The 14,386-nt window shown below is 38.7% G+C and carries 11 protein-coding genes; 8 read left to right on the plus strand and 3 right to left on the minus strand.

Going from position 1 to position 14,386, the window contains the following annotated elements; genetic code table 11:
* Nucleotides 1–243: 243 nt before the first annotated feature.
* Nucleotides 244–1,008: an EAL domain-containing protein gene (locus AB4653_RS14125; RefSeq protein ID WP_102257412.1), complete on the minus strand. Its 765-nt coding sequence runs from the start codon at nucleotides 1,006–1,008 to the stop codon at nucleotides 244–246.
* Nucleotides 1,009–1,264: 256 nt separating this feature from the next.
* Between AB4653_RS14125 and AB4653_RS14130 the strand changes: the two genes are divergently transcribed.
* Both AB4653_RS14130 and AB4653_RS14135 read left to right on the plus strand, forming a co-directional pair.
* The gene (locus AB4653_RS14130; RefSeq protein ID WP_102257413.1) at nucleotides 1,265–1,762 is read left to right on the plus strand and encodes a hypothetical protein; all 498 of its coding nucleotides are present in this window, start codon (nucleotides 1,265–1,267) and stop codon (nucleotides 1,760–1,762) included.
* A gap of 57 nt (nucleotides 1,763–1,819) precedes the next feature.
* Entirely contained in the window at nucleotides 1,820–2,131 is a 312-nt protein-coding gene (locus tag AB4653_RS14135; RefSeq protein WP_102257414.1) for a hypothetical protein, read from the plus strand.
* A 237-nt stretch (nucleotides 2,132–2,368) separates the two neighbouring features.
* Here the strand turns inward: AB4653_RS14135 and AB4653_RS14140 are convergent, their stop codons facing one another.
* Both AB4653_RS14140 and AB4653_RS14145 read right to left on the minus strand, forming a co-directional pair.
* Nucleotides 2,369–3,814, minus strand: coding sequence for a hypothetical protein (locus tag AB4653_RS14140; protein WP_102257415.1), 1,446 nt, complete (start codon nucleotides 3,812–3,814; stop codon nucleotides 2,369–2,371).
* A gap of 296 nt (nucleotides 3,815–4,110) precedes the next feature.
* Nucleotides 4,111–6,171 carry a helicase-related protein gene (locus tag AB4653_RS14145; RefSeq protein ID WP_102257416.1) on the minus strand — a complete coding sequence of 687 codons (2,061 nt, stop codon included), beginning with the start codon at nucleotides 6,169–6,171 and terminating at the stop codon, nucleotides 4,111–4,113.
* A 241-nt stretch (nucleotides 6,172–6,412) separates the two neighbouring features.
* On the opposite strand from AB4653_RS14145, the gene AB4653_RS14150 reads away from it, so the two are divergent.
* From AB4653_RS14150 to AB4653_RS14175, 6 genes are all read left to right on the plus strand, one after another.
* On the plus strand, nucleotides 6,413–6,754 hold the full coding sequence (locus AB4653_RS14150; protein WP_102257417.1) for a hypothetical protein: 342 nt from the start codon (nucleotides 6,413–6,415) through the stop codon (nucleotides 6,752–6,754).
* A 1-nt stretch (nucleotide 6,755) separates the two neighbouring features.
* Nucleotides 6,756–7,427: a hypothetical protein gene (locus AB4653_RS14155; RefSeq protein WP_102257418.1), complete on the plus strand. Its 672-nt coding sequence runs from the start codon at nucleotides 6,756–6,758 to the stop codon at nucleotides 7,425–7,427.
* Between the two features lie 48 nt (nucleotides 7,428–7,475).
* Complete coding sequence (locus AB4653_RS14160) at nucleotides 7,476–9,356, plus strand: BRCT domain-containing protein (RefSeq protein WP_102257419.1); 1,881 nt, start codon at nucleotides 7,476–7,478, stop codon at nucleotides 9,354–9,356.
* Nucleotides 9,357–9,558: 202 nt separating this feature from the next.
* Nucleotides 9,559–10,773 carry a ParA family protein gene (locus tag AB4653_RS14165; RefSeq protein ID WP_157936391.1) on the plus strand — a complete coding sequence of 405 codons (1,215 nt, stop codon included), beginning with the start codon at nucleotides 9,559–9,561 and terminating at the stop codon, nucleotides 10,771–10,773.
* A 2-nt stretch (nucleotides 10,774–10,775) separates the two neighbouring features.
* On the plus strand, nucleotides 10,776–12,128 hold the full coding sequence (locus tag AB4653_RS14170; protein WP_102257421.1) for a hypothetical protein: 1,353 nt from the start codon (nucleotides 10,776–10,778) through the stop codon (nucleotides 12,126–12,128).
* A gap of 287 nt (nucleotides 12,129–12,415) precedes the next feature.
* Nucleotides 12,416–14,080 (plus strand): methyl-accepting chemotaxis protein, encoded by a 1,665-nt coding sequence (locus tag AB4653_RS14175; protein WP_102257422.1) that lies wholly within the window; start codon nucleotides 12,416–12,418, stop codon nucleotides 14,078–14,080.
* Nucleotides 14,081–14,386 lie beyond the last annotated feature (306 nt).

A 14,386-nucleotide genomic window follows, 5' to 3' on the forward strand; every position in this document is an offset into this window, starting at 1 on the left:
CAGTTACATTCAGAAATGAGCGCTTCGTGCTCCGTTGAATAAAAATATACATTTATAATAATATCGCGTCAACACGATTTTATTAATAAATGATAAATTAAGGCGTTTTCTTTGTAAAAACCTAGAATTCCAAAAAGATTAATAATTTTTAAACGTATGGGTGTAAAGAGATTATTGAGGCGTAGTGGTGAACATATATGGAAAGCCAACTAGAGTGATAAGGGAGCTCTAGTTGGCTTTAGTTTATGCTGATAGTGATAGTTTTTCGCTTGCGAACTGCTGTGTATTATTGAGGTCGACACAGGATAGTGGGTGTGGTTTTTTTAAAACGTATCCTTGTAACAAGAGTTTATTTGTTGATTCCAACCTCCTGATAATATTGGCTTGCTCAATTGTTTCGACACCCTCAAATACAATGTCCGAATGGCCGCATAGAACAGAAAGATCGACGAGATGTTTAGCAATAAGCTGGTTCTTTTTGCAGTGGCAAATACTGTTAGCTATAAAGCGGCCAACCTTAACTTGTGAAATTGGTAACTCTAACAATCTCTCATAGGCATTAATACCAGTCCCAAAGTCATCTAATGAGAACTTTAACCCTAAGCTACCCATTGAGTTCATAACAGAGCATAAGTTATCGTTTGACTCTCCATCATATTCCACCAGCTCACAAGTGAGATACCCCTGCGGATATGAACTGCCTTCTAGTGTTGTCTGGATTAGTTTTATTGTGTCTGGGTGTAAGAGTTGCCTTGCTGATAAGTTGAACTGAAGTGGGATTGGTCGCTGTTGAAAGGCGCTCATAGTTTGAGTAAGCATTAAGATAGAAAGCTTTGCTCCGCGCATCGGAGATAGTTCACGGAAAAACTTTTCAACATCGACAACATCAGCGCATCGAGTCAAAACCTCGTATGATTGAATTTCACCTGTAGCAACATTGATGATGGGTTGCACATAAGGCTGAAAGTTTTCGAAATTGGCTGCGACTGCAGAAGCACTTAAAGTCATGAAGTTCCTTTAATTTCAGACTATAAATTTTTTGATGTCCTAACTGCTCTTGCCGCTAACCGTACAAAAAATCGTATAGATGTGTCTTCCGCTTAACTTACAACATTCTGATGATTATTTAAACTAATGATTTTCTATTTTACTGATTTACTATCACCAGTGTAAACTGAACTTTCAATAAAATCGTTTGCAACGATTTCATTATAAATGTAATATTAACAGCAGTTAAGACGATTTTAATTAAAGGTAGACTCCTATGAATCAATTCATTCTCCGCATATACAATGACAGTGTTATTCTTCAACAAGTAACTAAGTTTCAGCGTATCCCACATCAATCAGAAACAACCTACTCTGAACACCAGCTAAAGGGCTTCTCTGATTGGAATAATTCTGGAGATCTGATTAAAGCCACTTTTGGTGAAACGGTTGCTTCAATTCAGTACGAACTTAAATACCATTCTTTCTCTATATCTAACTCTAGCAATATCCAAATGTATCAATTTAGCAAAATTAAAGGAGCTTTGAGACAAGCCGAAATCTGTGACAAAAAACTAGATAAAGTCTTTAGTGATTTGGATGTTAGCCCAAGAAGTATGTCGAATTTAGAACTTATCCTAGCCCTTGCTACGACAGTGAAGGTTGTTGGTGGAACTATTGATATGAGGTGCAGCGGTGGTATAAACCGATCATTTACAATGGAGTCTCCTGATAAGTTAAAAGAGATCCTAATACACTGCGGTATCGAACAGTAATTTCTAATTAGAACAAGCCTGGGTTGTATGGCCCAGGTTATCAAAAGGATAAATACGATGAGAAAGAGTTTCTTTACTGTTAACGGGTTGAAATTTGCTCGAACTGCTCATTTTTTTAATTCAGATTGTGTTGGTTACTTCCGTGAAATCAAAGCTGGCATTCAATTATTTGATGAACAAAGAGAGATCCAAGGGTTAATCTGCAACACTGACAGCGTTTTTTTTGTAACCGCTTTTAAGTTTGTTTCCACCACTCGCTACATGAACGCGGCGACTGATAAATCAAAGAAACTGATTAATACGGTTGACCTCAATCACAAGGAAGAAAGAGAAATCCTAGAGCAAGCTCTCAACTACTTCTATTCTTGAAGAGTTTATGCCGTCATAAAAAATAGCCACTCCTTGAGTGGCTATTTTTTTACTTCACATGAAACCTCAACCCTAAATGTTGACAAATATTATGCCATTGGTTTTTCGGGGAATTTTCGAGCAAGTGTTTTAAACCCTCAAAGTATGTATTAATATCTATATTCATTTTTGATTCTCACATCAATAATTAAAATAAGGAGCGAAGAGATCCTACTCTCTTAGCTCCTTCTCTACTTCTTATGCCGCGTCACGATTAAGCATTTCCGTTAACTCACCGAATAATTCATCTTCAGAAACTTCATTGGTGGTGTCGCCTATTAGTGCAGGTTCAGCTACATATTGCGATACGTGAGTTGATTGTGTCTGCTGTTGATTTGGAGCTTGCGAAACCGTTTCCACTTGCTGCTGTTGAACAGAGTGTTGATTCGCCCCATTTCTCTGATTGTTAGTAGGTTTTTCTTGCGCAGCATTAGTGGATGCTTTGTAACGTTCTACCATAAACGAATTATCTGAATAGTTTTTGGTCGGTAGGTAGTCCGTTTCAAAACCCTTGGGGAAAACATCAGTTGTGAAAATATCACGGATAAAGCGATAATCTTTAGGTTGGCGGGATTCAACTCCTTGATTCATTACCGTGTCAAAAGCACATAGTTCAGAACTAAACGAAGGAAGCCAAACTTTATCATAGCCATATTCACCATTAGTCCTTGGGATGTGGTATCGACTAAAAACGGTTTTCCCTTTTGCTGAACGTGCATTTCTCTTAACGGTGCCACCTGAGCGCTCGTCATCTACCAGTTCGAAGAATGATTTACGCTTCTCAGATCCAAAATTACGACGAACAACCGGTATGACTTCAACCATAAATTGCTCAATAGGTAATGTCGGGTTTTCAGCCATATGTTCGAAGATGAGCTGCAATGCCGTCACAGAACTGTGCGTATCATCATTACGTTCGGCAAATAGATATCGCATTGTTTTAGCAGCATCACATACGCGATTGGCCGTTAGTTGATTTTCCTGTTCAACTTTTTCTGTAGGAGCTGTAATAATGACAGAACCTACATCTACCTCACCCTCCGTTCTATCAACATATCGAATAATCGCTTCAGGACGTTTTCCACCCTCTCCTTCATTTAAAGTCAGTGTCTCTTGGATGAATCGGAAAAGTTCCTTTGTAGAACTGCAAGAGAATGCCATTGCTTTGTTAGTTTCAGCTCGTCGAACAAAAGCCGTATTGTACATGGGCTTATTTGCATTACGCGGATCTAATCGTGATGGCTGTAGCACTACCGTTGAATAACCCATTGAAATGGTTTCATGGATTTTCTCTGGATGATGCTGAACAGCGTTAGACCAATCCGAAATGTAATGATTTCCTGATTTCATACGGCAGTTTTCAAAAATCAATATCCCACCCACAGCAACATGAACTTTTCCTGAAGTTGGATCGGCAATTTGAGCAAGTTCTAAACGTGAGTGACCACTTGCCGTTGCTGTAGATTGTGGAGTGAGGGAAATCTTTACTTCTTGTTTAGTGATTAGATCTTTTCCGATCACAAAGTGCGACTCGTAACTATCCCCCGTTAGATCATAAGAAGAGACACGAACAGCGCGATTTAGACGCGGCGTAAAAGTTCGTTGAGCAGTAGCTGTTTTAAACTTATTTTTGAAATCGTTCATTACCTTACCCTTTTACAATAATTCAGATGTTTGTAGCAGTTACCTGCTGACAACTTAAATATAGGGCATTAATAAAAACGCGTCAAATGATTTCATTAATATAATTCAGCTTTAATTTGGAACCTAATGTCGATATTCACAGTAATCGACCATTTTGTTAGAAAATTCTCGGGGTTTTAACTTTTTTTTAATTTGGAAAAATTATCTCAACCCCTCCAAATTGGAATTGTCGCAATTAATTTTAAACAAATGGAGGTTTTTTATTGCATCCACCAGCAGTGATGCGTGCTGGTGGATTATTTGATAGATAATGTATTCTTCAAATCACTTAAGGCTTCAAAATCTACAGTAAGATGTCTAATCCATGTGGGAAGAGATTGGCCACTTTGAGCGCTAGTTTTACCGATAATATCACCCACACCTCTACGTTTAGCGTCAAATTCAGCAATCAAACTGCCATCGGTGGTTTTTGCAAAATACTTAAGACGCTGAATCTGCTCAGAGTTCAGGTGAGTAGGTGAGTACATCGTCACATGACCATGACCACCCTGCCTTACAATCCTGCCTCTTAATTGGTGTAATTGAGTCAAACCAAACCTTTCTGGATGCCAAACGATCAAGTTCTTCAGTAAGGGTAAATCGATTCCTACTTCTATTACCGTTGTAGCAACTAATATGTCGGCCTCGCCATTAGCAATAGCCCTTAAACTTTCAGCATTTTCTTCAGGCGTTCGTTTAGAGTGGACATAACGAAGCTTGTCGACTCCGAAATATTCAGACAACGATTCATAAAGATTGTCGACACTTTTAAAACCCTCCATCGCATCAGAGTCAGTCGTTAACGGACAAACAATGAGAGTTTGAGTCTTATTTATGATCGCTTGCTTTATCATCTTAAACGTATGCTGCCTGCCCATTTCCTCCATCACAAGTTCACCCGAAAATGATTTTTCGACAAAACAGTTGGTCAAATTATACGTTTTGTAATGAGACATTAAAGTTTGAGCTACAGTCCTGGGGATTGGTGTAGCCGTTAGTGCGATGTAATGTGCGCCCTGCTTTTGGAAGTGGTCACGTTGTGAGATTCCCATTCTTTGCTCTTCATCCACCGCAATAAGATATGGTTTAAATGTTACATCGTCACGAAACAGTAACGCAGACGTACCTATATAGCAGCGACCTATAGTTGAGTCTTCAGCATTTGCCATCAATCGAACATCAGTCGAATGAGTTACCAAACGAAAACTTTCTTGAATGTTATTAAACCAGGAGGTCATTACCTTATGGGTTTGGAATGCTAGATGTTCTGTCGGTGACAATAAAACACAATCTCGACCTGACGTAATTACGTGATAAATAACTAACGCAATAACAGCAGTCTTACCAAATCCTACATCACCGTAAATTAACGATTTCGTTGTCAAATCTCTTTGATAACTTGCCAAAATATTAAGGGCTATTTTTATTTGCTCTTTAGTTGGTTGGAAGTGAAGGCTTTTTACGCCATCAGCAAAATGTTCCAAACACACTGAAACCGGTTCGATTGCGTATTGAGAATCGTCGCCTTTATAGTTTTGAACAATAGTCGAAGTGGCAAGAACTTCCAAAGCTTGCTTTGCGCGCACACATGAGTGATCGAGGCCGATATGTGTATCAATGATAAGCTTCTGTGGATTATCGTATTTCGGTTCAATATTTAACTTACGAATTAAAGATTTGTATTCTTCTAAGTTTGAAACCCTTAAATGAGCAAAGAGCTTACTAACCGCCGCTTTTCCTATTTTTTTATTTTGGATAGCGTCAATGACCAACTTAGGGATGTGTGTTGATTTAATGCCTGAATATGCTCCGTATTCACGCCACATGCCATTCTTAGGTATGGGGTTAATTCTTACGTCTTTTAACTGATATACGTCGCCATATAGCGTTAGAACGCCGTTAAGAGAGATGACATTTCTGACCTTGGCGCTCATTAGGATTGAGTTTTGTAAGTTTTTAAGATCTGAAAATGTAGCAACTGCAAGCTTGGTTTTTTTCTGAGAGTAAGCTAGGTACAAGTCGGCTGTTAGATAACATACCTTTTCATTTGATGTTGGTCTAATAATTACACCATGATTTTTTTCAGCAATCATTTCCACATACACCCGCGTTTCAAGACGGTGTGAGAAAATATCTCTCCTTTCAACTATCTGCGGCAATGGATCGTGAATTTTAATCGGCGACTGCAAGAGCAATTCCGCTAAGACTTCCTGTGATTCATTCAATTCATCATCTTGCGATAGGGGAACTGAATAATCAGATGTGTCATCGTTAGTAGACTTGCTATCTAGCAAGTTTCGCAACTTATCCCTAAGCATTAACAAAAACCTTTTCGTTATAATCTCGAATTAAAATAATCAACCAATTAAAGAACAAATGCAAGCCCAACCCCCTGCTAGTGAAGACTAAAAGCAGTAATTTTTCATACTTGAAAGTTTGTTAGTCAATTCAATTTACAATGATAATAGAAATGCTAATTTTTATTTATAACAAAATCACATTGACATGATTTTGTTATAGTTGTATTATTTAATCTCTTACTAACCACAGGGGATAAGCATGACTCTTTCTCAATCTCTAACCGCTATAGCTGTCGCGTTCATAACCGTTTTTACACCGCTATTTTTGAATAAAAACCGTTCTGAATCAGCTGACGAAAAGTTAAGTAAACTAAAAATCACTCTTGATATAGCTAAAGACTGCCTAACGCTTCTAGAGATCGAAAAAGAGCATGTAGAACTTCATCGTATTCATAACCCTACAGCAGAGGGAAGCAAGTTAAAGGTGCGAAATGACGTTCACCTAGTCTACGGTCGTAAACCAAGCAAACGCTGCACACCCTCTCGATTAGAAACTGTAATTCAATCGCTTGAGAAACAAATTAAAGAGTTGGAGAAATAGCATGAGTCATCAAATTGAAGTGGGGAAAGTATCTCTAAAACTGAACAGTAACTTAGGTGAAGACTTTTACGTTGTGTATCAATTGGCTGGCTGTAACAACCTAATTGATGAGTGTGGGAGATTTTCAAGGTCTTGGAATATTGTTGCGTCTGGTTTGAAGAAAACCATTGCTCCTAAAATTGAACGTTTAGCTGAAATTGCGGAAAGTGGTGGGATTCAGCCGATGAAGGGACGACGCTCAACTGCTAAATCCTACATTAAGGCTATGAAAACGCGATTAAACAAATCGACTGATTACGTAAGTTTTCAAAAAGCAGCACCTATTAGTAAGTTCATGGGACGCGTTAACTTCATTATGCAACGTTCATTTGCAGAAGATAATAAAGACGCTCTAAAAATCGTTTGGTCGCAATTCCTCACAATAGAGGATGTTGCCTCGATGGAATACAAACGCTCATATAAATGCCCAACAGATCAACCTGAAGATTTGATTTACATGATTCTGGATTTAGGTAACCCGAAACATGCGGATTTTTTAATCAGCATTCACAAAGATATACCTCTGGAACTATATGACATTGAACTATCACTAATTGACCAAGCTGATGATATAGACCACGCAATTTTTGAAAGCATTAAACACATCGACAAAACAACAGTTTCAACTCAATAACAAGCCACTGTGCTACCGAATTTTTAAATTTATCGAAAAGAGAAAAAAATGCAAACTAACGCTATTGTAACTAGGCTAAAAGATCTAAATGCTGCATATCGAATGGGTAATCCTTTAGTGAGTGATCACGAATATGACTTGTTACTTGAATCACTTAAAGCTGAAGAACCTACGCACCCGTACTTACTAACCGTAGAGCCTGAAGTACTTCATGGTCAAAAGTACCACCACGAATCTCCAATGTTGAGCACCGACAAGGCTTATCTTGATGAAGATATAAGCAAATGGATTAAGCGTATCAAATCAGCAGCAAAAGATGTTGGTATTGCTATGCCAACAATTAGGGCAACGGCAAAACTAAACGGCGTAGCTTGTCGCTATAAAACCCTACCACTGCTTGCAACTCGTGGAAATGGAAATGTTGGAAACGTAATCACCCATCTTCTTGATCATGGTCTGATTATCAAAGGGGACTCATCAATAGACGGCGTTGGTGAAATAGTAATGCCCCAAGCGTATTTCGATATAAATCTTTCACATATGTCTCACCCATTGAGTGTCGTTATTGGGATTGTTAATGCTAATAGCCTAAGTGCAGAATCTAAGGCAACTCTTTCGAATGGCGGTGTTCATCTAGTTCTATATAAAGATATGAAAAACATTGAATTGCCCCTTAATGAATTTTCGCTGACTCATCAACAAGTAGAAAATACCATTCGTAATGAGTGCATATATCCTATCGACGGGGTTGTATATGAAGTAGTAGATCCTGAAATTAAAGAGTACCTTGGAGCAAGCAGCCATCATAATCACTGGCAAGTGGCAAAAAAACAACGTGGGGAAGGTGTTATTTCTACCGTTGTTGACATTACATATCCAATTGGTCGTAGTGGCGTCTTAACACCACTTATCCATATAAATCCGATTGAAATTGACGGTTCAATGGTTACCAAGATGACAGGCCATTACGTTGGGAAATTACTTGAAAATAAGATCGGTATTGGTGCAAAGGTCAGTGTAATTAAAGCAGGTGAAATTATCCCAAGCCACCAAAGCACGCTTGTAGGTTCAGATGACGCGAAACTTCCTCTTCACTGTCCTCACTGCGGATCTTCGATTGATAAGCGTGATATCAGAGTTGTGTCAAAAGAAAATGGTAAAACGAAACTGGGAACTAAGAAAGAAGCTAACTGGTACTGTTCAAATAATGAATGTGTAGGTAAGGCTCGTTCAAGCATTATGTATCATTTCGAACTCGTACAAGCACAGCAGTTTGGAAGAGCTACCGTGGCGAAACTGGTTGCTGGTGGATTTGATAACATCCAATCAATATATTCGATGACAATATCTGATTACATGTCATGTGGGCTGGGGGAAGGCCAAGCAAATAACATCATGGCTGAACTTAAACGCGTTCAATCAGAACCTATGCCAGATTATCGATTAATCGCTTCATTAGGAATAAGTACACTTGGTGAGCGTTCTGGAAAGCGCATGTTTACCGAATACTCAATCAATGATATTCACAACGTAACTGTTTCACAGCTTAAAAGTATCGAAGGATTTGGCGATAAAACAAGTGTTTCTGTTACTCAAGCTCTAACTCAAAGCAATGCACTACCCTTTTTATTGGATACTTACGCTAACGTGATCGTTCATACAAAAGAAGCAATCGAGGTAAAAGAAGCTATTTCAGCGGCTACAAGTGTAGGTGGGAAAAAAGTTGTTTTCACTGGCACATGTTCTGTACCAAGGCCTGAAATGAAGCGAATGGCAGAGTCAATTGGATGTGAAGTGCAAAAAAGTGTCGTCAAAGGAACGGACTACCTAATTTGCGGGGACAAAGTTGGCCAAAAGAAAATTGAAGCAGCAGAAAAGAAAGGCGTTAAAGTTATCACTGAAGCTGAGTTCCTAACACTCATTGATTAAGTAGCTATGTAGAAGCATCGATAAACCCAAGGTGATTATGTCGCCTTGGGTTTTTTAATTTGGAAGATATGAAGACGCTCACAAATCACGAATCGTCGATGATTTAATGTTTTATTCTTAAATTGAGGATTTGTCATTTCATTTACGAATCGTTAAACTAAGCTCAATATGTTAAGTACACCTTACTACTTGGATGGCAAAAATGGATAATAGTTCTAAATTACATAGCAGATTAGCTACGTGGGTAAAGCAATCCCAAGAAATCAAGCTTGCCAAAGAAACCAAAATTTCTGAAAAGCATGAGATTGATATCTTTACTCCTAAATTCAATAAGGCAGCACTAGCCCTAAACCTTGGCTTAACAAACGAACACATTGATAGTGCCTGCAAAGCTCTGGAAGAAAAAGGCTTTGTCATCCCAAGAAAAACAAATTCGGTTCGCTCTCCCTATGAATTTGATGTGGAAATGTGTCGTATGATTGCCGATGAATTGGGAATCAAAACCATCAAAGAGAGAACCGGTAAGAAAAGTCGAGTTATAGTTGTTCACCAAGGAAAAGGCGGTGTAGGAAAATCAACTAAAGCCGACGTTCTATCATGTGAAGCCCACTTTGACTTTAAAAACCGCCCTCGAACGCTCCTGCTTGATGGTGATACACAAGGTACACTTTCATTAAAATCGAATGAAAAGCTTAAAGCTGTAGATAAAACGATGACCGATATTATGACTGAGAACTTTAAACTCAGTCGCGAGGAACGCCTAAAGCCCGCAAAGCAAGCTGAATTAAAAGCAAAACTTGAATCCCTAATGCTCGATCATAAGCTAAACACCATTAAGATTTTGCCATCTTCATCAATGGATAAATTCTTCACACTGCATTACAGCAAAGAATTTGCCGAAGCATCCGGCATGAATGAAGCGAAAGAGCTAATAATGACCACCTTTAAGGACTGCATTATTGAGCCATTACTTGATTCGTTCGACCAAATTATCGTTGATACCAGCCCCGATACAAACGTCCAGACAATGATGCAATTGTACGCGGCAACGCACGTAATTGTTCCAGTAACAGGCCGCTCGACTGACATCGAAGCATTTAAAGACTTCTTTAAAGTGCTCGAAATGCTAGGCAACACATTACTACCAGATGATTGCGGCATATTTGAAATGCGACCTTTAGTGACTTTGCATCGCGAACAACCTGCCGCTATAGAAACAAACGCCAATAAAGTACTAAAAGCGATGCCTGATCACTTTAAGACACGCATTAAATATTCTACTGCGTATGAAAAAGCAAGTGATTTAGGTGTGTCTTTACACTGCTTAGATACGAGCACCGTAGCGGTTCGTAACGCTCTAAAGTTAACGAAAGAACTATATCAAGAATACCGATTTTGGTTAGGATGGGATGATTAATCATGGATATTTTTAAGGAAATGAAAGATAAGTCAATTCTAGTTCAATCACAAAACGAATCTGACGAAAGCACAGCTGAAAAGAAGCGAAACATGAGACTTGCTTCATTCAAAAATGATAACTGCAATGTACTAAATGCAGCCAAAAAAGTGCTGTCGGAGTTCCAACAAGATTTCGACCTGCTGGAACTGCTTCGTGAAATGGGTGTGGATACGTCCAAACTATCCAGCAGATCTCTCAAAGATGGTACTGAATTAACGTTCAACTTAAATGAAAAAGAGTTTGTTTGCGAATACAAAGAGTTTGTTGGTCGTGAACAGATACTAGCAAATACTACAATTGCTTTAGAAAATGACCGCAAGGGACAGTTAAACAAAGACAATCTCGGCAAGCTTTACAACGCCGTTGTCTTAACTGGCGGTAATGTTCAACCAGGCTTTGCTAACCAACCGAAAGGCGAAGACGGTAAGTTCGAAATTCTTGACTCTCAACGCCGTCGAGAAGTGTGTATTTTAGAAAACTTAACCTACAAAACATTTGTATCTACAACACCGATGACGAACATTGAAGCGAGGAAGTTGAGCAACATACTGCAAAACACGCACAAACCCCTATCTTTCATTCAAAAGGCCGACGCACTATATCAACGCTTCGTAGACAATGCAGACAAATCATTAAATGAAACCAATACGGTCGAAGAAATATTCTCTTCATCTAGATATCTGGTTCAAGCTCGAAGCTATATTTGTATGGGAGAAGAACCACTCGCTTTTTTGGTTGAGTTTCTAGGGAAAGACATCCACAGCCTCTCCAATTCAGAATTTATCGATCTCATCGCAGCTCTTAAGCCCATCTTAGATGAAATAGAAAAGCTAGACGATGTTATGGCGCTCAATAAAAAGCTCAAAAGCAAGAAGCTAGAAGGAACAGTAGAACACACTGATAGTTTAAACGAAATTAAAACCATTCAATCCCATTTTATAAAGAAATGGGAGGTTATCGGCAAGTCCATTAAGTCAACTGTTAGTGAGGCCTTAAACAATGCACCAACAAGCGGCCCCGTTAACAACGTCAAAAACATCGCTAAGGTTCTAAAGTTGAGTGTGATGGATGAATGCCAACAAGCTAATAAAGTTAAATCTCCATCAAGACCAAAGGCTCAGAATTTAAAGCTGGATGGTGACAAGCGAGAAGCTAGTATTCTTCGTTCTGGGTCAAGATCCAAGCCATCGTTAACCATTGTTCTAAATGAACATAGTAATGATGAAATGCTGGACGCTGAAATGTTGATATCATCCGTTCTTACCGATAATAAGCTAAAAGAAATCGTCAAAGATTACATGAGAAAACAGTGAGACTCGGATGGCTAACAGCCTAATAAAAACCAAAGGGCATTAATAAATGCCCTTTTTTATGCCTAAAAAACGTCTACCTCTCTACGCCACGCCACGCCACACCCCTACCCTGCCCTAAATACCTGGTAACAGAATTTCTACATTTACATTGAAACATCTGGCTAATAACCGACAAGCATGGGGTATACTTCATGTTTAAATTACTACGTATAAACCAAGAATTAAGCAACGATATAGCTGACTAAACAAATGCTCAGAAGCAACTATCACACGCCAAAGGATTTAACATGTTCCAATCAATCAAATCGAGACTTTTCGCAATAGCTCTATTACCAGTCATCATTTTATCTACTTCTATTCTTGCCATGGTTAAGTACAAAACCGACACAAGCACGGCAATACAAGAAGATCTAACACGAACTCAAATGATGAACATTAAGCGCAATGAACTGGCCAACTACGTTGAACAGGCAGAAACAGCAATATACGCTATGCTCGCGAGAAAAATGGGAAAGGAAGAAATCATCCAAATAATTAAGTACATGAAGTTTGGCCAAAATGGGTATCTATTTGGTTACTCTAGCCAAGGGATCAGGAATTTTTCTGGCTCCTCTGACGAAGGGGTTGGTGAAAACTTCAATTCAGCTAAAGACACTAACGGTAACTTATTCATTAAGCAGCTAATAGTGAATGCTAAACGTAAAGAGTTTACTGAATATTTCTTCCCGAAGCCTGGGACAAATATACCACTACCAAAATTAAGCTATTCAACCTACATCTCTGAATTAGACCTCGTTATTGGCACTGGAGTTTACTACGATGTAATTGAAGAAAACATTCAGGTTTTGAGCGAAATCTCAGCTGAAAATGCAAAAGATATATTTTTTACTCTTACACTCGAAACTATTATTTCCTTAATGCTATTGACCTTCATCATCGTCTATACATCCAAAAGCATCCTTAACCCCCTAACCGACCTGACATCACGAATTGCAGAGTTTGCGAACGGTGAAGGCGATTTAACACAGCGAGTCGAATCTTCGAAACTGAAAGAACTCAACGCTCTCAGTAAAAACTTCAATGTGTTCATAAAAAAATTAAACGACATTATTCGCTCCGTGAGCAATTCTAGCAATTCCGTAAATTCCCATTCACAATCAATCCAGCAAAAAACGAATAAAGTTGATGGGTTAATTAACCACACTAATGACGACATCTCACAACTCGCGACAGCAATGGAACAAATGTCTACAGCATCAAGTGAAATTAGCCACAACGCAGCTACCGCAGCTCAGAACGCAGACGAAGCACTAAAACATGCAAGTACTACGCTGGCTACTGCAGATAGTGGCATTCAGAGTATTCGATCTTTAGTAACCGAAATTGAAGCAGCAGATAAAGTTGTTAAAGATATGGACAACCATGTTGGGTCGATAACACACGCCCTTGGTGTTATTAGTGAAATTGCAGAGCAAACCAACTTGCTCGCATTAAACGCTGCCATAGAAGCAGCAAGAGCCGGAGAGCAGGGGCGAGGATTTGCTGTTGTGGCAGACGAAGTACGAAACCTTGCAAGTCGAACACAATTAAGCACAAGGGAAATTGCTGATGTCATTGAGCAGTTAAACTCAACATCTTCGCAAGCTGTAAATGCTATGAAAATAAGTGCTTCTATAGGTGTTCAGACCATTGAAAAATCGAATGCCATGCTAAATTCAATTACAGAAATCTCTCAGAGTATTGAGGAAATAAATGCAATAAATACTGTATCTGCAACAGCAACCGAGGAGCAAACTTGTGTACTATCGGAAATAAAAGACCGTATCGATGCAATTTCTAAATCAACACAAGAAACGGCTCATTTATCAAATTCAAACAATGACTCAAGTAATAAGTTAGAGAACGAGGCCAAGATGCTAAAAAAAATGGTAGGAAAGTTTAAAGTACATTAACAGCTAAAGGTACCTGCCCTATCTTCACAGTGAATATTGGGGATTATCAATAACTTAGAAATTGTAGCGGCTTCTGATTTAGAAGCCCTTTTATCAATTATCGGTAATTATTTCACCATCAATTTACGTTATGATAATTTCGGCGAGTCCATTTGGAAGTTAATTTTCTTTGCTTCACCTGTTAACACGTTAACTGAACTTATTCGAATTGAATCTGGGTACACATTCTTCGAAAATCGATTAGAAAGAAACTTCAGTAAAAATATCACCTGTATGAAAAATGACTTCACAGCCGTAGGGTGAACA

Source organism: Vibrio sp. 10N.222.48.A3, from assembly GCF_041475345.1.
Classification (GTDB): Bacteria; Pseudomonadota; Gammaproteobacteria; order Enterobacterales; family Vibrionaceae; genus Vibrio; species Vibrio tasmaniensis_A.